Origin of the sequence: Olsenella profusa (assembly GCF_016900315.1) — a bacterium.
In the GTDB taxonomy this organism is placed as follows: Bacteria; Actinomycetota; Coriobacteriia; order Coriobacteriales; family Atopobiaceae; genus Thermophilibacter; species Thermophilibacter profusus_A.
This window is the reverse complement of the sequence record NZ_JACSNQ010000001.1, coordinates 121,944-141,361: the sequence shown is the minus strand read 5'-3', so window position 1 is coordinate 141,361 and position 19,418 is coordinate 121,944. Positions and strand designations below refer to the sequence as shown.

The 19,418-nt window shown below is 68.8% G+C and carries 19 protein-coding genes and 1 pseudogene; 9 read left to right on the top strand and 11 right to left on the bottom strand.

The window, feature by feature from the left end; translation table 11 throughout:
- Nucleotides 1–47 precede the first annotated feature (47 nt).
- Both H9X80_RS00610 and glf read right to left on the bottom strand, forming a co-directional pair.
- Nucleotides 48–1,082 carry a glycosyltransferase family 2 protein gene (locus H9X80_RS00610; protein WP_204792408.1) on the bottom strand — a complete coding sequence of 345 codons (1,035 nt, stop codon included), beginning with the start codon at nucleotides 1,080–1,082 and terminating at the stop codon, nucleotides 48–50.
- A gap of 126 nt (nucleotides 1,083–1,208) precedes the next feature.
- The gene (gene glf / locus H9X80_RS00605; RefSeq protein WP_204792407.1) at nucleotides 1,209–2,411 is read right to left on the bottom strand and encodes a UDP-galactopyranose mutase; all 1,203 of its coding nucleotides are present in this window, start codon (nucleotides 2,409–2,411) and stop codon (nucleotides 1,209–1,211) included.
- 202 nt (nucleotides 2,412–2,613) lie between these two features.
- Here glf and pta point away from each other — a divergent pair, with 202 nt between their 5' ends.
- Nucleotides 2,614–3,609, top strand: coding sequence for a phosphate acetyltransferase (gene pta, locus H9X80_RS00600; RefSeq protein WP_204792406.1), 996 nt, complete (start codon nucleotides 2,614–2,616; stop codon nucleotides 3,607–3,609).
- Nucleotides 3,610–3,851: 242 nt separating this feature from the next.
- Here pta and pckA read toward each other — a convergent pair whose 3' ends face one another.
- Nucleotides 3,852–5,453: a phosphoenolpyruvate carboxykinase (ATP) gene (pckA, locus tag H9X80_RS00595; RefSeq protein ID WP_204792405.1), complete on the bottom strand. Its 1,602-nt coding sequence runs from the start codon at nucleotides 5,451–5,453 to the stop codon at nucleotides 3,852–3,854.
- A gap of 261 nt (nucleotides 5,454–5,714) precedes the next feature.
- Between pckA and H9X80_RS00590 the strand changes: the two genes are divergently transcribed.
- Entirely contained in the window at nucleotides 5,715–6,599 is an 885-nt protein-coding gene (locus H9X80_RS00590; protein ID WP_204792404.1) for an aldose 1-epimerase family protein, read from the top strand.
- Between the two features lies 1 nt (nucleotide 6,600).
- Nucleotides 6,601–7,089, top strand: a complete 489-nt coding sequence (locus H9X80_RS00585; protein WP_204792403.1) for an N-acetyltransferase — start codon at nucleotides 6,601–6,603, stop codon at nucleotides 7,087–7,089.
- Between the two features lie 33 nt (nucleotides 7,090–7,122).
- Here the strand turns inward: H9X80_RS00585 and H9X80_RS09305 are convergent.
- From H9X80_RS09305 to rnd, 7 genes and pseudogenes are all read right to left on the bottom strand, one after another.
- Nucleotides 7,123–7,287: pseudogene (locus H9X80_RS09305) on the bottom strand (amino acid ABC transporter ATP-binding protein); the annotation flags it as partial.
- A gap of 1,013 nt (nucleotides 7,288–8,300) precedes the next feature.
- A complete protein-coding gene (locus tag H9X80_RS00575; protein WP_204792401.1) occupies nucleotides 8,301–9,470 on the bottom strand; it encodes an acetate/propionate family kinase in 1,170 nt (389 codons plus the stop codon).
- A 160-nt stretch (nucleotides 9,471–9,630) separates the two neighbouring features.
- Nucleotides 9,631–9,975 carry a histidine triad nucleotide-binding protein gene (locus H9X80_RS00570; protein ID WP_204792400.1) on the bottom strand — a complete coding sequence of 115 codons (345 nt, stop codon included), beginning with the start codon at nucleotides 9,973–9,975 and terminating at the stop codon, nucleotides 9,631–9,633.
- A gap of 47 nt (nucleotides 9,976–10,022) precedes the next feature.
- Nucleotides 10,023–10,295, bottom strand: coding sequence for an exodeoxyribonuclease VII small subunit (gene xseB, locus H9X80_RS00565; protein ID WP_204792399.1), 273 nt, complete (start codon nucleotides 10,293–10,295; stop codon nucleotides 10,023–10,025).
- A 33-nt stretch (nucleotides 10,296–10,328) separates the two neighbouring features.
- Entirely contained in the window at nucleotides 10,329–11,687 is a 1,359-nt protein-coding gene (xseA, locus tag H9X80_RS00560; RefSeq protein WP_204792398.1) for an exodeoxyribonuclease VII large subunit, read from the bottom strand.
- On the bottom strand, nucleotides 11,684–12,400 hold the full coding sequence (locus H9X80_RS00555) for a zinc metallopeptidase (RefSeq protein WP_204792397.1): 717 nt from the start codon (nucleotides 12,398–12,400) through the stop codon (nucleotides 11,684–11,686). Before H9X80_RS00555 ends, xseA begins: the two co-directional genes overlap by 4 nt.
- A 148-nt stretch (nucleotides 12,401–12,548) precedes the next feature.
- Nucleotides 12,549–13,679, bottom strand: a complete 1,131-nt coding sequence (rnd, locus tag H9X80_RS00550; RefSeq protein ID WP_204792396.1) for a ribonuclease D — start codon at nucleotides 13,677–13,679, stop codon at nucleotides 12,549–12,551.
- 125 nt (nucleotides 13,680–13,804) lie between these two features.
- On the opposite strand from rnd, the gene H9X80_RS00545 reads away from it, so the two are divergent.
- Nucleotides 13,805–14,776: a diacylglycerol kinase family protein gene (locus tag H9X80_RS00545; protein WP_204792395.1), complete on the top strand. Its 972-nt coding sequence runs from the start codon at nucleotides 13,805–13,807 to the stop codon at nucleotides 14,774–14,776.
- Nucleotides 14,777–14,852: 76 nt separating this feature from the next.
- Here the strand turns inward: H9X80_RS00545 and H9X80_RS00540 are convergent, their stop codons facing one another.
- Nucleotides 14,853–15,914, bottom strand: coding sequence for a Gfo/Idh/MocA family protein (locus tag H9X80_RS00540; protein WP_204792394.1), 1,062 nt, complete (start codon nucleotides 15,912–15,914; stop codon nucleotides 14,853–14,855).
- Between the two features lie 140 nt (nucleotides 15,915–16,054).
- Here H9X80_RS00540 and H9X80_RS00535 point away from each other — a divergent pair, with 140 nt between their 5' ends.
- From H9X80_RS00535 to H9X80_RS00515, 5 genes are all read left to right on the top strand, one after another.
- Nucleotides 16,055–16,777 (top strand): acyl-[acyl-carrier-protein] thioesterase, encoded by a 723-nt coding sequence (locus H9X80_RS00535; RefSeq protein ID WP_204792393.1) that lies wholly within the window; start codon nucleotides 16,055–16,057, stop codon nucleotides 16,775–16,777.
- Nucleotides 16,778–17,203 (top strand): (deoxy)nucleoside triphosphate pyrophosphohydrolase, encoded by a 426-nt coding sequence (locus H9X80_RS00530; RefSeq protein ID WP_204792392.1) that lies wholly within the window; start codon nucleotides 16,778–16,780, stop codon nucleotides 17,201–17,203.
- Between the two features lie 82 nt (nucleotides 17,204–17,285).
- Complete coding sequence (locus H9X80_RS00525; RefSeq protein ID WP_204792391.1) at nucleotides 17,286–17,633, top strand: hypothetical protein; 348 nt, start codon at nucleotides 17,286–17,288, stop codon at nucleotides 17,631–17,633.
- A 56-nt stretch (nucleotides 17,634–17,689) separates the two neighbouring features.
- Nucleotides 17,690–18,538, top strand: coding sequence for a thymidylate synthase (gene thyA / locus H9X80_RS00520; RefSeq protein ID WP_204792390.1), 849 nt, complete (start codon nucleotides 17,690–17,692; stop codon nucleotides 18,536–18,538).
- Between the two features lie 222 nt (nucleotides 18,539–18,760).
- Nucleotides 18,761–19,264, top strand: coding sequence for a dihydrofolate reductase (locus H9X80_RS00515; RefSeq protein WP_204792389.1), 504 nt, complete (start codon nucleotides 18,761–18,763; stop codon nucleotides 19,262–19,264).
- Nucleotides 19,265–19,418: the final 154 nt, after the last annotated feature.

Sequence of the window (19,418 nt, the reverse complement as noted above, 5' to 3'; positions counted from 1 at the left end):
CGGACGGTGAGGTCGGGGCGCTCCCCCTGCACGTGCGTACGGCGAGCCTAGTTGAACTTCACCAGCTTCTGCGCCACACGGTAGCCCGCCAGCGTGAGCGCGCGGCCCACGGTGCCCGGCAGGTTGGTCGCAAGCCCCACCACGCCGTGGCGCGCGCGACGGTACATCCGCGTGTCGTAGGCCTTGAGCTCGTCCCAAAGCGCCTGGAGCTCGTCCATGGCGTCCGGCCGGTCGCTCTTCTTGGAGAAGACCGAGCATATGGCCATGATGATCGTGAAGTAGTTCATCATGTAGCTGCGCAGCTTCACGGAGTCCACGTCCTGGTAGACGTGGTAGGCGTGCATCATCACGCGCGCCACGCGCCAGTAGTGGTCGACGCGGCTCGTGAGCACCTTGTCGTTGACGGACTGGTCCTCGCGGCCGATGAAGTAGCGGTAGACGTCGACGTCAAGGTAGTAGAGGCTGCGGCACTTGGGGAACGGCACGTAGGCGTAGATGTTATCCACGTAGAAGGTGTGCGGCGGCATCTTGAGGCCCGCCTCGCGCAGCACCTCCACGCGATAGGTGAGCGCGTGCATGAGCAGGTACTGCCACATCATGAAGTGGCCCATGTCGTTCCAGGTGAAGACGCGGCCCACCGGCAGCACGTGACGGTAGTCCACGACGTTACGCGTGTCGTCCTCGACGTGCTCGTAGACGTAGTTGGTGATTACCAGGTCCACCGGGTCGCCGATCTCCACGAAGCGGCGCAGCTGCTCGAGCAGCGCCATCACGGCGTCGGCGTCCACCCAGTCGTCGGAGTCCACGTTCTTGAAGTAGACGCCGCTCGCGTTGGCAAGCGCCTTCATGACCGCGGCGCCGTGCCCGCCGTTCTCCTGGTGGACGGCCTTGATGAGGGAGGGGTGGCGCGCGGCCCACGCATCGGCCTTGGCGGGCGTGTCGTCCTTGGCGGAGCCGTCGTCAACGATGACGATCTCCACGTCCTCCGCGTAGCCTGTGCCCTCGAGGATGGACTCGATGCAGTGGTCCATGTAGTCCGCGGAGTTGTAGCACGGGATGCCGAAGGTGATGGTCTTTTTCATGGGCAGAAGTCCTTGTCGCCGTATTGTATCAAGGGGCCGCCCCGGGCCCTGCACGCGGCAGGCGAGAAGAACCTCGCGCCGGCTGCGTCAGCATGCGGGCCCCGTTGCCGGGGCCCGCCAGAGGGGCTAGTTGTGCTGGGAGATGATCTCGTCGGAGAGGTCAAGCGCGGAGGCCACCACGCCGTCCATGTCGTAGTAGCGGTACTCAGCCAGGCGCCCGACGCAGTGGAAGTTCACCAGACCGGAGACGCGCTCGCGGTAGCGGCGGTAGAGGGCGAGGTTGTCATCCTCGAGGATGGCGTAGTAGGGGGTCTCCCCGGAGCCGGGCTCGTAGGCCTTGGGGTACTCACGCATGATGGTGGTCTTGCCGGGCACCACCTGGCCGGTCATGTTCTTGAACTCGGTGATGCGGGTGAAGTCCTCGCTCGTGGTGTAGTTGACGGTGCCCACGGGCTGGAACTGGTCCATGTCGAGGGTCTCGAAGTCCATGTCGAGCGTGCGGTACGGCAGCGCGCCGAGGTCGAGGCCGAAGAGCTCGTCGAGCGGGCCGGTGTAGATGATCTCCCCGCCGTAGGGGCGCCCGCAGACGCTGACGCTCGTCTCGCTGACCTTGAGCAGGTCGCGCGCGTCCACGGCCAGGAAGACGTCGATGCAGTCGTGGTCGAGCATGTGCTCGAAGAGGGCGGTGTAGCCCTCGGCCGGCATGCCCTGGTAGGGGGCTCCGGGGAAGTAGCGGTCGTCGTCGCCCACGAAGACGGGGACGCGGCCGGTGACGCTGGGGTCGATCTCGTCGGGCGTCTGGCCCCACTGCTTCATCGTGTAGTGCAGGAAGACGTTCTCGAAGACGTAGTCGGCGACCTCAACGAGCTCCGGGTCGTTCTTCTCGCGAAGCTCCATGATCGGCACCTTCTTGTTCTCGCCGAAGGTGGCCACGAGCTTCTGGTAGAGCTGCTCGCCCTTCTCCTCGCCGAAGGCGAGCTTGAGGGAGCGGTGGTTGAACGGCACCGGCATGAGCGTGCCGTGGATGTTGGCGAGCACCTTGTGCTGGTAGTCGGTCCACTCGGTGAAGCGCGAGAGGAACTCGTTCACGCGCTCGCTCGTGGTGTGGTAGATGTGGGGACCGTACTTGTGGACGAGGATGCCCGCGTCGTCGACGTAGTCGTAGGCGTTGCCGGCAATGTGGTCGCGCCGCTCAAGGATGGCCACCTTGAAGCCGCAGGACTCGGCCAGGCGACGGGCGCAGACAGCCCCCGCGTATCCGGCGCCGACGACGATGGCGTCATAGGTGTCGGGGTTGAACCCCGCAGGCAGACCGTTCACGATACCCATACCATTCCTCTCAGCAGGCTACGAGGCAGCCCCCGTCTGGGGGCGAGAAGGACGAGCGCGCTCGCCCAATCGTCCGCCTGATTCTAGCACCTCGCTCCTATAATGGGCCCTGACGCCCGCACGCCCCGGCCAACCTGCACATATTCCGGGAAATGCGGCATAGGAGGAGCCATATCTGGCCTGGAGACGAAAGGGAGCACCCATGAGCGATTTTCTCGCCCGCATGAAGGCCGCGGCAAAGGCCGACAAGAAGACCATCGTCCTGCCCGAGGGCGAGGACCCGCGCACCCTCGAGGCCGCGCGCAAGATCGTGGCCGAGGACCTGGCCAACCTCGTCATCCTGGGCGACCCGGCGACGATCGACGTCGAGGGCGTGACCGTGATCGACCCGAAGAGCCCCACCGCCCCCAAGCACGAGGCCTACGCCCAGAAGTTCGCCGAGCTCCGCGCCAAGAAGGGCGTCACCATCGAGCAGGCCCGTGCCCAGATGATGGACGCCACCTACTACGGCACCATGATGGTCAAGATGGGCGACGCCGACGGCCTGGTCTCCGGCGCCTGCCACTCCACCGCCAACACGCTGCGCCCGGCGCTGCAGATCCTCAAGACCGCCCCGGGCACCAAGCTCGTCTCGGCCTTCATGGTCATGTGCACCAAGACCCCCGAGTACGGCGCCGACGGCACGCTGATCTTCGCCGACTGCGGCCTCAACATCGCCCCCACCGCCGAGGAGCTCTCCGAGATCGCCCTGGCGTCCGCGGAGTCCTGGACCGCCTTCATGGGCGACGTCGAGCCCAAGGTCGCCATGCTCTCCTACTCCACCATGGGCTCGGCCGGCGGCGACGTTGCCAAGAAGGTCCAGGAGGCCACCGTCTTTGCCAAGGAGAAGCGCCCCTCCCTCGCCGTCGACGGCGACCTGCAGCTCGACGCCGCCATCGTGCCGACCGTGGCCGCCCTCAAGGCGCCCGAGAGCGACGTCGCCGGCCACGCCAACGTCCTCGTCTTCCCCGACCTCGAGACGGGCAACATCGGCTACAAGCTCGTCCAGCGCTTCGGCAACGCCGAGGCCTACGGCCCCATCCTGCAGGGCATCGCCAAGCCGGTGAACGACCTCTCGCGCGGCTGCGTAGCCGACGACATCGTGGGCGTGGTGGCCATCACCGCCGTCCAGGCCCAGATGGCCGAGAAGAACGAGTAGCCCAGGCTCCTGCCCACGGCTCGCTCGGCGAGAAGAACCCTATTAATTGGGGATAGTTCCCTTCTTGCGCGAAAAATCCCGGGGCTGTGCGTTTTGGCCGCCAAAATGGCCGGGCCTGTGCGCGCGATGACGCACAGGCCCGGCCTTTCTTGCGCAGAAAACGCACACTCCCCTGAAATCGCGCACGGCGCGGCGCGGCGCGCCACAACGCAGCGCACTGCCCCCCCGCGCAGGCGCGCCAGCTAGCCCATGATCGGGTGCGGGCCGGCGGCGCGGACCTCGGGATCCATCGTCTGCAGACGGTCCTCCGCGTTGTCCACGAACATCTGGGCCAGCGCCTCGGCGGTCTTGTCGTAGGCAGCGCGGTCCTCCCAGGTGTTGCGAGCGTTGAGCAGCTCGGACGGCACGCCCGGGCAGGTGGTGGGCACGTCGAGGTTGAAGCGCTCGTCGTGGACGAACTCGCAGTCGTCGATGATGCCGGACTGGGCGGCCTCGACCATCTTGCGGGTGTAGGCGAGCTTCATGCGCTTGCCGGTGCCATAGGGGCCGCCGGTCCAGCCGGTGTTGATGAGGTAGACGCGCACGCCGCCCTGGTCGATCTTCTCGCCGAGCATCTGTGCGTAGACGTTGGGGTCAAGGGGCATGAACGGCTCGCCGAAGAGCGAGGAGAACGTGGGCTGCGGCTCCTTGATGCCGCGCTCGGTGCCCGCCACCTTGGAGGTGAAGCCGGTCATGAAGTGGTACATCGCGGCGTCGCGGTCCAGCTTTGAGATCGGCGGCAGCACGCCGAAGGCGTCGGCCGTGAGGAAGATCACCACGTCCGGGGTGCGCTTGGCGCGGCCCTTGGTCACCGCGCCCGGCACGAACTCCACCGGGTAGGCCACGCGGCCGTTCTCGGTGAGCGAGGTGTCAAAGTAGTCGGCCACGCGGGTGTCCGGGTCGATGACCACGTTCTCGCACATGGAGCCGAAGCGGATTGCGTTCCAGATCTGCGGCTCGGTCTCCGGTGTGATGTCGATGGTCTTGGCGTAGCAGCCGCCCTCGATGTTGAAGACCTTGTCGTCCGCCCAGCCGTGCTCGTCGTCGCCGATGAGCAGGCGGTCCTCGGCGGCCGAAAGCGTGGTCTTGCCCGTGCCGGACAGTCCGAAGAAGACCGTGGTGCCGTGCGAGCGCGGGTTCATGTTGCAGGAGCAGTGCATGGTGAGCACGTGGTCCTCAACGGGCAGCAGGTAGTTCATCACGGAGAAGATCGCCTTCTTGATCTCGCCGCTGTACTGGGTGCCCACCACGAGGATCATGCGCTCCTGGAAGTTGATGAGGACGGCCGCCTCGGAGTGGGTGCCGTACACCTCCGGGTCGAGCTTGAGCGTCGGCGCGGCCATCACCACGAAGTCCGCCTCGCCGAAGTCGCGCAGCTCCTTCTCGTCCGGGCGCACGAGCATCTGGTGGACGAAGAGCGCCTGACTCGCGAGCTCGCAGATGGCGCAGATCTTGCGGGAGTAGCGGCGGTCAGCGCCGGCCAGCCCGTGCACCACGAAGAGGCGACGCTCGGAGAGGTGGCCGATGACCTCCGCCTTGACCTTGTTGTAGTTCTCCACGGAGAACGGCACGTTGACGCTGCCCCAGGCGATCTTGTCGTGGACGTCGGGCGTGTCCACGATGAAGCGGTCCTTGGGCGAGCGGCCGGTGTACTGGCCCGTGATGACGGAGAGCGAGCCGGTGCTCGTGAGCTCGCCCTCGCCGCGCTCAACGGCGGTCTCGATCAGCACCGCGGGAGACGCGTCGATGACGGTCTTCTCCTCGGTGTGGGCGATGCCATAGCGCAGAAGTTCCTCGATGATCATGCGTACCTCCTCAAATGACGGCGCGCGGCCGTCTCTTATCGACGCACTTCGCAGGTCGGAGGCCCCGAGGGCGCGACACGCACCACGCTATTATGCCACAGCGCCCCACCTACCGCGCCAGGTGCTCCATTCAGCAACATGGAGACTTCCGAGCCGCCCAAAACCGATAACCTAAAGGGGTTGGACAGTCAGTCGCGGGCGAGAAGAACCTCGGGCGCAGGGCCCGGGGACCGCCGCGCGTCAACGTGAACGGGGGAAACGATGGCCGAGATCGTGACAATCTCCGACGGCGCGCTCAGCGCCGCGGTGGACCCGATGGGCGCCCAGCTCATGAGCCTCTCGCTCGATGGCGGCGAGTACCTCTGGCAGGGCGACGAGCGCTTCTGGCCGCGCCGCGCGCCGGTACTCTTCCCCATCGTCGGCTGCCTGCGAAACGACAGCGCCCAGAGCGCCCAGGGGCCCGTGCGCCTCAAGCGCCACGGCATCGCGCGCCTCTACGAGCACCGCGTCGTCAGCCGTGACGAGAAGAGCGTGACCTTCGAGCTCGCCTCCACTGACGAGACCCGCGCCGCCTACCCCTTCGACTTCACGCTCAACATGACCTACGCACTCGAGGGCGGGGCGCTCGCGCAGACCTTCGCAGTCACCAACACCGGCTCGGTCGACCTGCCGTTCACGCTCGGCGGCCACCCCGCCTTCAACGTGCCCGCGCCCGGCGACGAGGGCGCGTCCTTCTCGGACTACCGCCTTGAGTTCGCGCGCCCCTGGACGGCCGTGGTGCCCACGATCGACGAGGCGGGCCTGCACGACTTCTCCGTCACACACGAGCTCACGCGTGACTCCGACGTGCTCCCGCTCACCCACGAGCTCTTCGAGCGCCTGCTCACCGTGGTCCTGGTGGACGTCCCCGAGCGTCGCGTGCGCCTCGTGGGGCCGGCCGGCCACGGCGTGGAGCTCGCCTTCGACGGCTTCGAGTACCTCGGCGTGTGGACGGCCTCGGCCGAGGCGCCGTTCGTGGCCATCGAGCCCTGGGTGGGCTGCGCCACGGCCTACGACGAGTCCGACGTCTTCGAGGAGAAGCGCGGCACCATCACGCTGGCCCCCGGCGAGCGCTGCGAGAAGACCTTCCTCGTGAGGCCCTTCTAGCATGGGCGTCATCCGTCAGGCCACGGAGCGGGATCTCGACGCCGTCTGCTGCATCTATGACGCCGCGCGGGCCTTCATGCGCGCCCACGGCAACACCGTGCAGTGGACGGGCGGCTACCCGGGCCGCGCAAGCGCCGAGAAGGACCTCGCGGCGGGCGTCCTCTGGGTTCTCGACGAGGGCGCGGGACCTGTGGCCTGCATGAGCGTGCTGCCGGGACCGGACCGCACCTACGCCCGCATCGAGGGAGCGTCCTGGCTGAACGACCGGCCCTACTGGGTGATGCACCGCCTTGCCGTGGCGGTGTCCGGCAACGGGCGGGGCGGCGCGCTCCTGCGGTGGCTCTGCGAGCGCCACGACAACGTGCGCACGGACACCCACGAGTGCAACCTGCCGATGCAACACGCCCTCGAGCGCGCCGGCTTCGTGCGGCGCGGGACCATCACCTGCGAGGACGGCACCCCGCGCGTGGCCTACCACTTCGTGCGATAGCGCAGCGCGCTGCTGCTGGCAGCCGAAGAGCTGCGCGGCGACCTTGTGGGCCTGCTCGGCCACGCCCACGCGCTTGAGGAGCTCCATCGCGCGGGCCTCGGCCTCCTCACGGCCCATGCCCAGGACCTCGCGCGGCCCCAGCGTGGCGTTGTCGGGGATCGTCATTTGTGCGAAGAGGTTGGACTGCTGAAAGACCATGCCGCGCTCGGCGCGCACCCGGGCGAGCTCGCGGCCCTCCAATCGCCTTGCGAGTGGATGATCGTGACGCCGGTCTTCCTGGCCACGTAGACCGACGCCTCGTTGATCAAGTAGTTGATGAGGATGTTAATCACTGCCACCACGAGGTACGTGGAGGAGAGCGCGTCGTAGGCCTCGGCGTCAAGGGTGGCCTCCTCGGCGGGCTAGGCGTCGTCTGCGGGAGCGGGCACCTCCCCGCCGTCGCGGGAGCAAGGCCGAACGGGCGAGCGCGGTGGCGCCGAAGCTAAGGGCCTGGCGGCGGCTGAGCCTGAGGTCGGAAAGCGACATGCGGGTTCCTCCCGTCGGGGTTCCGTCATAGTTTTTTGTACTTAACCGGCGGCATTTCCGACGCGAGGCCACACTTCCGAAACAGAGCGCCCGCGGGCGTCGCTCGACACACCTGCCGCCACAGGCCTCTTTCGTTTGCCCGCGAATGCGGGCGAACCGTACGACGAAGGAAAGGGCACGGACCATCTGGTTGGCCGCCTGCAGGTCCGCTTGGTGGGTTGCCTTCAGTTCCGTTTGCTGAGCCGTCTGGTTGGCCGCCTGCTTGAAAAAAAGAGGCCGTGGCAGGATATGGCGCGATTCCTGCTTAGGGACCGTGAGCCGTTACACCGTCGGGTCGTCCCCCGCTTAGAGAATTCAGGCTGTTACGGTTCTAGCGGGTACATTCGCTTTGAAAACGAGGGCCGTTACCGCTCTCAGCACCGGAAAGAGACGACCGAGTCGTAACAGACTCGATTTTGTAAGCGTGCAGAGGGCATCACAGCGCAACGGCTGCCAATCCCTAAGCAGGAAGGCCCGCCCGCGCGCAACGGCCGCCAATCCCTAAGCGGACGGTAATGCCCTCGCTCAACGACCGTATTACCCAAAGCGCCAGCGCGGGACGCCCACAAAAGCGCCCCGGTGACCCGGCCCTTCTCGGGCACGGCGGTCACCGGGGCCGTCACTTCAGGCGGAATGCAGGGGCAAGACTAGCCGAGCAGCTCCTCGACGTCGAGGGCGATCATGTACTCCTCGTTGGTCGGGACCACCATGACGGTGATGGCGGAGTCGTCGGTGGAGATCACGCGCGGCTCGTCGGAGCGCACGGCATTCTTCTCGTCGTCGATCTTGACGCCCATCCAGGCGAGGCGGCGCGCCACTCCGGCGCGCATCTCGGGCGAGTTCTCGCCGATGCCGGCGGTGAAGGCCATCGTGTCGACGCCCTCCATCGAGGCGGCCATCTCGGCGAAGAGCTGGGAGGTGCGGTAGTAGAACATGTCGAGGGCCATCTGGCAGTGCTCGTCGCCCTTCTCGGCGCCGGCCTCGATGTCGCGGGAGTCGGAGGAGACGCCGGAGACGGCGAGCAGGCCCGACTGCTTGTTCATCATCGTGTCGATCTCGTCGATGGAGTAGCCGCCCACGCGGTTGAGGTAGAAGACCGTGGCCGGGTCGACGGTGCCGCAGCGCGTGCCCATGATAAGGCCGTCGAGCGGGGTGAGGCCCATCGTGGTGTCCATGCACTTGCCGTCCTCGATGGCGCACAGGCTTGCGCCGGAGCCGAGGTGGCAGCTCACGAGCTTGTGGGTCTTCTCGCCCATGAGCTCGTGGACGGTGCGCCAGATGAAGCGGTGGCTCGTGCCATGCGCGCCGTACTTGCGGACGTGGTACTTGTCCACCACGTCGCGCGGCAGGGCGTAGCGCCAGGCACGCTCGGGCATGTTGTAGTGGAAGGCGGTGTCCGGGACGATGACGTTGCCGATCTCCGGGAACATGTCACGGCAGATCTCGATGACGTCGGCCTCGGCGTAGTTGTGGAGCGGCGCCAGCGGGGCGACCTCGCGGACCTGGGCGAGCGTCTCGTCGGTCACGACGGCCGACTCGGGGAAGTACCAGCCGCCCTGGACCACGCGGTGGCCGATGCCGCCGATGGGCTTGTCCACGGTCTTGAGGATGTCGAAGACGTACTTGATCGCCGTCTTGTGGTCGGGAAGCGCGACCTCGAGCTTCTGCTTCTCGCCGCCCATCTCCTCGTGGCCGACGAACGAGCCGTCGATGCCGATGCGCTCGCAGTTGCCCTTCGCATAGACCTCGCGCGTGTCGACGTCAAGGAGCTGGTACTTGAGCGACGAGCTGCCGGCGTTGATGACAAGGACGTTCATGACTCTCCTCTCGCGGGGACTCCCCCACCGATGACCTTTCAGCAACGTTCATATAATACGCCCTCCCGCCCGGCGAGAAGAACGGGGGGTCGTGTGGGTTTTGTGCGAGAGGAGCCCGTCCCGGCACGCGCCGGCGCCTGCGGCCGGCGCCGCCGGGCGGCTAGGCCGGCAGGAGCCCCTCGCCGAGGTCGCAGCCGCCGAGCACGTGCATGTGCAGGTGCATCACGGTCTGGCCGGCGGCCGCGCCGGTGTTCATGATGCAGCGGAAGCCGCTCTCGGCGATGCCGCACCTCTCGGTGACCGCCCTGACGGCGGCCTCCATCGAGGCGAGCGTCTCGGCGGGGACGCCGTCGACGAAGTTGTCGTAGTGGGCCTTGGGCACCACGAGCACGTGCACGGGCGCCTGGGGGTTGGTGTCGCGGAAGGCCACGACGTTGTCGTCCTCGAAGAGGAACTCGGTGGGGATCTCGCCGTTGGCGAGCTTGCAGAAGATGCAGTCGGACATGGTCTCTCCAATCTGTGTTCCCGCACGCGCACAGGGCGCAGGCGGGGCTACTCGTTCAGGTAGGCGGTGCTCGGGGCGGAGGCGGTGTCGGTCACCGGGGCGTTCTCGTCGGTGGCGTCCAAAAGGACGCGCACCTTCTGCTCGGCCGAGGAAAGGCGCTCGCGCAGGCTCTTGAGCAGCTCGACGCCGCGGGCGTAGCGCTCGAGCGACTCCTCGAGCTCGAGCTCGCCGCCCTCCAGCGAGCGCACGATCTGCTCGAGCTCCACGGAGGCCTCCTTGAAGGTCATCTCCTCGATCGGACGGTAGGTGTTCTCTGCCATGTCTTCTCCTCTCGGGGCGTGGGTTGCCCCACGCTAGTCTGCGGCTGGTGCGGGGGCGGTCGAGGTCACGGCTGCCGAGAAGGACCCGCTGCCCAGAAGCACACTCACCTCGTCGCCCGCAGAGAGCGCGGCGGCGTCCTTCACCACGTGGCCACGCGCGTCGCGCGCGATGGCGTAGCCACGCGCGAGCACGGCCAGGGGCGAGAGCGCGTCGAGCTGCCCCGCGAGCCGGGCGAGCGTGGCCTCCGGCGCGCGCAGCAGGCGCGGCCCGGCCTCGGCGAGGCGCGTGGCCACGCGGTCGACGCCCTCCCCCGCCCGAAAGAGCAGCCGGGGCGTCGCCTCGTGCAGGCGCTCGGCGGTCTGGGCGAGGTCGGCCTCGGCGTCGTGCAGGGGCGCCAGGGGGTCGGTGAGGCAGCGCCGGGCGCCGAGCGCGTCGAGCGCCACGCGGCGCCGGGAGAACTCGGAGTCCATGGCGGCGCCCATCACGCGGGCCTGCGCCTCCACGCGCTGCCGCCGCACGGCGAGCAGGTTGGACATCGCGCGTCCCAGGCGCAGCTGGCGCTGGAGCATCTGCCGCTCAACGTCGCTGATGGCCGGGGCCACGGACTCCGCCGCCGCGGTGGGCGTGGAGACGCGGCGGTCCGCCACCATGTCGGCGATCGTGGTGTCGGGCTCGTGGCCGATGCCGGTGACCACGGGCACGGGGCAAGCCGCGATCGCGCGCGCCACGCCCTCGTCGTTGAAGCACATGAGGTCCTCGAAGGAGCCGCCGCCGCGCACGAGCAGGATGGCGTCGGGACGCGTTGAGGCGGCCGTGGCGAGCGCGCGGACGATGGTGGCCGGGGCGTCCGCCCCCTGCACCGAGCAGCCCACCACGTCGATCTCGACGAGGGGGTTGCGGCGCGCGAGCGTACGCTTGACGTCCTCGATCACGGAGCCGGAGAGCGAGGTCACCACGCAGACGCGCGAGCAGAACACCGGGACGTGGCGCTTGGCCGACTCGTCCATGAGCCCCTCGCGCTCGAGCCTGCGGGCGAGCTCGGCGACCTGCTGGCGCAGGAGTCCCTCGCCGGCGGCCTCCACCTTGCTCGCCACGAAGGAGAGCTTGCCGGAGGCCTTGTAGACGTCGAACTTGCCGGTGAGCTGGACGGCCAGGCCGTCACGCAGCTGAAAGCCCATCTTGGCCGCGGTGCCGCGCCATACGATGACGCTCATCGAGGCGCCATCGTCCTTGACCTCGAAGTAGCAGTGGCCCGAGCGCGCGTTGGGACCGCGAAACCCCGAGACCTCGCCGTTGACGACGAGCGTGGGCCACGCGGAGACGGCGCCCTTGGCAAGCGCCACCGCGTCGGTGACGGAGAGCGGGGCCTGGCCGCCCTGGGCGGCGCTCATTGGTCGTTGCCCCGGCCGCCGTAGCGCCCGAGCAGGTAGACGAGCTGCATGATGGAGGTGAGGGCGGCCGCCACGTAGGTGAGGGCGGCCGCGGTGAGCACCGAGCGCGCGCCCTTCTCGTCAAGGCCCGCACCGTTGGCGGAGAGGTAGGCCACCGCCCGGCGCGAGGCGTCGATCTCCACCGGGAGCGTCACCAGCTGAAAGACCACCGACACCGCAAAGAGCACGATGGCCAGCTGCACGAGGCCGAAGAAGTTGAACACCACGCCCAGCAGCAGCACCAGGACCCAGGACTGCTGGGCGATGTTGACCGCGGGGACGAGCGCGGTGCGCAGGCGGTAGAAGCCGAAGCCCTTTGCCGCCTGGATCGCGTGGCCCGCCTCGTGGCAGGCGACGGCCACCGAGGCAACGGAGGCACCGCGGTAGTTGTCATCCGAGAGGTGGAGCATGTTGTCACGCGGGTCGTAGTGGTCCGTGAGGCTGCCCCCGCAGCGCGTGATGCCCACGCCGGAGGCGCCGCCCTCGGCGAGCATGCGGCGCGCCACGTCGGCGCCGGTGCCGGGGACGTGGGCGTCCACCTGGGACCACTTGCGGTAGGTGCTTCTGATGTGAGCCTGTGCCGCGCCGCCGATGACCAGCGCCACAAGCGCGATGAGCAGGTAGCCCGGGTCTATCCCGTACCCGAGGCCGAATCCGTAGAAGTGAAGGGGCATCTTCTCTCCAATCCGAGCCGACACCCCCATTCTACCCACCGACCGGACAGAAATACGGCGGGGGCGCGAGCACGCGCGCCGGGCGGAGCGCGGGACCACGGGCCCAGACCCCGGAGCCGTGCCCGGACGTGCCGCGATGCGCGAGCCCCTACAGGAGCTCTATCCTGCCGTCCTTGACGGTGAGGCCCACCTCGCCGGACAGGAGCCGCTCGAGCGTGGAGCCCGCGAGCTCCCAGCGCCAGCCGGACGCCAGGCGGGAGGTGTCGCGCGCCTGCAGGAACTCCAGCAGGTCGTCACGCGTGGCGATGAGCTGGGCCGCCACTCCGCTCTTCTCGGAAACCAGGCGCAGCACCGCGTACATGAGGTCGATCACGCCCTCGGTCTCGGGCGAGGGACGCACGTGCCGCACGACCTTGGGGCACTGGTCGGCCGGGCACGCGCGCCCGCGCTCCACGGCGGCAAGGACCCCGCGGGCGTCGCGCTCGGAGAGCTGCTCGGTGCCGCGCACGCGGCGCAGGCGCTCAAGGCTCGCCGGGGCGCGCTTGCACACCTCCACGACCACCTCGTCGGAGAGGACCCACTTGCGCGGGACGTCGCGCTCCGCGGCGGCGCGCTCGCGCCAGGCGCAGACCTCGCGGGCCAGGGCGAGCTGCCGGCGCGTGAGCGAGCCGGAGCGGCGCAGGCGCAGGTAGGCCTCGGCCGGGTCGCGCCGCAGGCGCGAGACGTCGACGAGCTCGGCCATCTCGGGCCCCACCCACGAGAGGCGGTCCCGGCGCGTGAGATCGGAAATCATCCGCTCGTAGATGCCGGGCAGGTAGCGCACGTCGTCCTCGGCGTAGGCAAGCTGCTCGGGGTCGAGCGGGCGGCGCGACCAGTCCGTCAGGGACTCGGCCTTGGGCAGGTGCACGCCGCAGTAGGCCTCCACCAGAGACCCGTAGCTCACCTGCTGACGCATCCCGAGGAAGGCCGCGGCGACCTGCGTATCAAAGACCGGCGCGCACACCACGCCCATCCCGTCGAGAAGGACCTCGAGGTCCTGGCTGCAGGCGTGGAAGACCTTGGTCACGTCCGGGTCCTGGAACAGCGCGGCCAGCGGGGAGAGGTCCTCCACGCGCAGCGGGTCGACCGCCGCGATGTCGTCCCCGGCGGCAACCTGCACGAGGCAGAGCTTGGGGTAGTAGGTCTTCTCGCGGAGGAACTCCGTGTCAACCGCGAGCACCTTGCAGGTGGACGCGCGCTCGCAGAACGCGGCGAGCTCTTCGGACGTTGAGAGGTACAAGGGCGCTCGATTCTTCCGTGCAATGATTGCTACACTGGGCTTGCCGGCCCGGGCTGATGCTTATCGGCAGGGCCGTCCGGACTATGATGACACAAAAGACGCCGCACCCTCAGGGGAGGTCACCCGTGCGCACCCTCATCGTCCACAACCCGAAGTCGGGCTTCGGCTCAGACGCCGTCTTTCAGTTTGAGCGGGCGCTCGTCCGCGCCGGCGACGAGTGCGTGCTGCGCCTGCTTGCGGGGGACTTCGACGCCGCCCAGGCCTGCGCCGACGCCGAGCGCTTCGACATGGTGGTGGTCTCGGGCGGCGACGGCACCGTGGCGGCGCTGCTCTACGCGCTGCGCGGGCGCGACGTACCCGTCTGCGCCTTCCCCTCGGGAACGGCCAACCTATTCTGCGCCAACGTCGGCAACGCGCCTGAGCCCTCGGCCCTGGCGCGCGCGTGCCGCGTGGGCAAGACCGCGCAGCTCGACCTCGGCGAGATCGGCTGGGAGGCGGAGGGCGGCGAGCGGCGCGTGCGCGGCTTTGCGCTCATGTCAGGGACGGGCTTCGACGCCCAGCTCATGCAGGCCGCCCTGCCGAACAAGGCCATCATGGGGCAGGCGGCCTACTTCGCCGCGGCGCTCGCCAACCCGCGCCCGGCCGTGGTCCACTTCACCATCACCGTGGACGGCCGTACGCACGAGCGCGACGGCATCTCGTGCCTCGTGGCCAACAGCGCCATGATCCAGGGGGACATCCAGCTCGTGCCGGACTGCCGCATGGACAACGGGCTGCTCGACGTCATAGTGCTCGAGACCTCGGACGCCGCGCAGCTCCTGAAGCCCCTCGCCTTCGGGCTGGTCGACAAGAGCGGCAAGGCCATCGGCCGCCCGCACCTCGAGAGCTTCAAGGGGCGCGAGATCCGCGTGACGTGCTCGGAGCCCGTGCCCATAGAGATTGACGGCGAGGTCGTCGAGGAGCTCGTGAGCTCCTACGAGGCGCAGGTGCTGCCCGGCGCGGTCCGCATGGTCGTGGACGCCATGAGCCCCTACGGCACCGCCGACGACGGCTCGTCCCGCTTTGGTGGCTCAGACGTCATCGCCTTCCCCAAGTAGGGGACCCGCCTGGAGGCGGGCCCTGCGGTCTCGGGCCCGCCCGGCGAGAAGAACCTCAGGGAGGCCGCTGCCGCCCCTAGGCCTCGTCAGCCGGGAAGCGCACGCCCACCTGGCGGCGGATCTCATCCATCACGGCAAGCGAGTCGAGGGTCACGCGCTCGAAGCGGTCGCGAGAGGCCAGCGCCGCCTCCTCGCCACGCACCGCGCGGGCGAAGTCGTCGATCTCGCAGACCATGTCGTTGGCCGGCACCTCCACGGGGATGGGCCGGGTGCTCGCCTGCTCCATGCGGAAGATGAGGCCCTTGTCCTCGTGCTCGGCCACGCGCGGGTTCACCGGGCAGGAGGTCTGGTCCCACAGCAGCGTGGCGCGCTCACCGGCCACCTGGGAGGGCAGCACGTCGTCGCTCATCTTGCCGTATGAGAGGCTCACGACCTTGTCCCCGTAGCCGAGCAGGGCCTCGCCGGCAAGGTCGATCGTCTGGCAGGGGTCGTCCGGCGCGCAGCCGGGGACGGGCGCGGTCACGGACAGGGCGCGCACCTCCTGCGGGCGGCCAAAGAGCGCCACCGCCGGCTCCACGCAGTAGACGCCGATATCCATGAGGGCGCCGCCGGCCAGCGCCGGGTCAAAGACGTTGAGGCGCTCGCCGGCGCGCAGGCGCGCCATGCGCGAGGTCACCTTGGAGAAGCGCAGGGTGGCCAGGCGCACCTCGCCGAGCTCCTCGGCCACGGCTCGCTCGATGGCGGCGAAGCTCGGCACGTGCAGGTTGCGCATGGCCTCGAGCGCTACCACGCCGGAGGCGCGGGCGGCGTCGAAGACCTCGCGCGCCTCGCGCTCGTTGGAGGCGAGCGCCTTCTCCACGAGCACGTGCTTGCAGCCGGCGATCATCTGGAGCGCCTGGGCGGCGTGCGCGCCGTTGGGGCTCGCAACGTAGACGGCGTCGACGTCTTCGGAGGCCGCAAGCGCCTCCAGGCTGTCAAAGAAGCTCCTCGCGCCGTACTTCTCGCCAAACGCGCGGGCGCGCCCAAGGTCGCGCGAGTAGCAGCCCGTAAGCTCCGCGCCCTCCACCTCGGCGAGCGCCTCGCAGAAGCGCTCGGCAATGCCGCTCGAGCCAATGGTTGCAAACCGGAGAGTCCCCATCGCAGTCCCCTTTCCCTGGCCGGACCGGCCGGCGCCTCTGTGCCTACGTGAGTGTCCATACTAGCGCAGCCCGTGCTTTCCACGCGCCCCGTACCGCCTGACTGGTATCGTGTTCTGCGTAAGACGACGAAGGGGGCTCGATGTTCTCTTTTTCAGGGCGCGTGCGCTACAGCGAGTGCGACGAGACGGGGCGGCTCTCGCTCGTCTCCATGATGGACTACCTGCAGGACTGCTCGACCTTCCAGTCCCTGGGGCTCGGCATGGGGATCGACGGGCTGGCCTCGCGGGGGCTCGCCTGGGTCCTGGCCACCTGGTCAATCGAGGTCGACCGGCTCCCGGCCTTCGGCGAGGAGGTCACGGCGTCCACCTGGTGCTACGAGATGACGCGCGCCCACGCGCTCAGGAGCTTCGGCCTGAGCGACGTGGAGGGCGCCCCGCTCGTGCGGGCCGACTCGCAGTGGTTCGTCTATGACTTCACGGCGGGGCGCGCCACGCGCGTGCCAGAGGACCAGCGCGCCTACCTGAGCGACGAGCCGCGCCTCGAGGTGGCCCCGCTGCCGCGGCGCATCCGCCCGGCGAGACCGGCAGAGCGCGCGCCGGAGCGCCCCGTCACCCGGCGCGACCTCGACACCAACCGCCACGTCAACAACGCCCAGTACGTGGGGCTCGCCCTGGACGCGCTCGAAGCGCTCGGCCACGAGGCGCCCGTGGGCGCGCTGCAGGTGCAGTACCGCTCCATGGCGCGCCTCGACGACGTGGTGGTACCGCTGGTATCCCCCTGCGAGCGCGGCTGGGACGTCGACCTCACGGACGGCTTCGGAACGACCTACGCCGTCGTCAGGCTTCAGGAGAGGGAGGGATAGATGCAGACCAAGCACGTGGCCGCAGCAATCATCTACCGCGACGGGAGGGTCCTGGCGGCGAGAAGGGCCCCGGGCAAGGAGCAGGCCGGCCTCTGGGAGCTCCCCGGGGGCAAGGTCGAGGCCGGCGAGACCCCCGAGCAGGCCCTGCGCCGCGAGATCGCCGAGGAGCTCGGCTGCGAGCTGCGCCTGGCCTGGCCCTACGACACCGTCGAGTACGACTACCCCGACTTCCACCTCACGATGGACTGCTACGTGTGCTCGCTTGCGGCGGGCGCCGAGCCCGTGGCCGACCCGACGGTCCACGAGGAGCTGCGCTGGCTCGCCCAGGACGAGCTGACCGACGTGGAGTGGCTCCCGGCCGACACCGCCCTCGCCGCCTCCCTGGGCTACTTCTGGGACGAGGCCTTCGGGGTGGAGCACCTCTAGGTGCGGCCCGGGGGCGCCCTCGCGGGCGCGGCGCGCCCCTGGCGGCCGCCCCTGCTAAGATTGACCGGACGAGAGGAGCCTCATGGACGAGAAGAACGACGGGCGCGACGAGATGCAGACGCGCCCGGACCCGCCGCAGATCATCGAGGGGCCGAGCGCCACGACCGACCCGGAGAACGCCCGCTCGGGCAATGCCGCCTACGTCATCTTTGGCGTGGCGGTGGCCGTGCTCGTACTTCTTGCGCTCTCGCTCTCCAGCTGCGCGACGTCGCTCACGCAGTTCGGGCTGTCGCAGGTCGACTGGGACGCCCTGGGAAACGGCATCACCTGGGACCTTGAGTGGCAAGATCTCGGCTCCCCCAACGGCCTCCCCTACGACCTCGACGGCTTCGGGGGCGCCGCGGACACCTTCCAGAGCCGCCTCGGCTAGGCCCAGCCTGCGGGCGGCACCCGCCGGCGCCTGCGCCGGGACACAGAAAGGCAGACATGAGCAAGGCAGACGACCTCTTCATCTCCATGTGCTCCGAAATCATCGAGCACGGCACCACCACCGAGGGCCAGAAGGTCCGCCCCCGCTGGGAGGACGGCACCCCGGCCTACACGATCAAGCAGTTCGGCGTGTGCAACCGCTACGACCTGCGCGAGGAGTTCCCCGCGCTCACGCTGCGCCGCACGGCGCTCAAGAGCTGCATGGACGAGGTGCTCTGGATCTACCAGCGCAAGTCCAACAACGTCCATGACCTCAAGCCCCACATCTGGGACGAGTGGGCCGACGAGACCGGCTCGATCGGCAAGGCCTACGGCTACCAGGTGGGCCAGGTCTCCCACTACCCCGAGGGCGACTTCGACCAGATGGACCGCGTCCTGTTTGACCTGCGTGAAAACCCCTACTCGCGGCGCATCATGACCAACCTCTACACCTTCGCCGACCTCCACGAGATGAACCTCTACCCCTGCGCCTACAACGCCATCTACAATGTGACGCAGCGGCCCGGCGCGGACCGGCCCACCCTCAACATGGTGCTCGTCCAGCGCAGCCAGGACGTGCTCGCGGCCAACAACTGGAACGTCTGCCAGTACTCCATCCTGCTCATGATGGTCGCCCAGGTCAGCAACATGGAGGCCGGCGAGCTCGTCCACATGATCGCCGACGCCCACATCTACGACCGCCACGTCGACATCGTCCGCGAGCTCATCAGCCGCCCCACCTACCCCGCCCCCACCGTGCGCCTCAACCCCGAGGTCACGAACTTCTACGACTTCACGACCGACGACCTCATCGTCGAGAACTACAACCACGGCCCCCAGGTCAAGAACATCCCCATCGCCGTGTAGCCGTCCGTCCGGCGAGGCGGCCGCGTTGCCCCGGCGCTCAGACAGCTTGCCGAGAAGAACGCTCGGCAAGAACTCGCGGCGGGACAAAGCGGCCGCCTCGCCTGCTGTCACGGGGCCGGGCACATTGTTCCACGCGCAGTTCTGCAGCCGGGCGGCCTGTGCCCGGCGAAGCTGTTTGAGCACGGGGCAATGTGCCCGGCCCATCTCCAGAAAGGTATGACCATGGATTGCAAGCTGAGTGCGATCGTTGCGGTGTGTGACGACTGGGGCATCGGGCTCGACGGCGGGATGGTCGTCGAGAACCGGGAGGACATGAGGCACTTCGTCGCATGCACCACGGGGCACGCCGTCCTCATGGGGCGCCGCACGCTCGAGAGCTTCCCCGGGGGGCGCCCGCTCAGGAACCGGCGCAACGTGGTGCTCACGCGCAGCAGGTCCTTCTCGCCCGAGGGCGTCGAGGTGGTGCACTCCGTCGAGGAGGCGCTCGCCGCGGTGGCGGGCGAGGACGAGGCCTGGGTCATCGGCGGCGGCGAGGTCTACCGCCAGCTCCTCCCCCACTGCACGCGCGCCGAGGTCACCAGGAACCACTGCGTGCGCCCCTGCGACACGAGCTTCCCCAACCTGGACGAGGACCCCTCCTGGGAGGTCAGGGAGGTGCGCCCCGGCGGCGTCACGCCGGACGGCGTCAGCTTCGACTTCGTCACCTACGTGCGCGCGGGCGCCTAGACGGGGCGTGACGGGGCCCTCCCTCCTCACGCCGAGGGTACGTACACCGCCCAAACGGGTACGTACACCGCATAAACGGGTACGTACCCGTTTGGCGCGCTCGTTCTTCTCGCCGCCGAAAACCCGCAGGTATAGAACGTGGCGAGAAGAACCT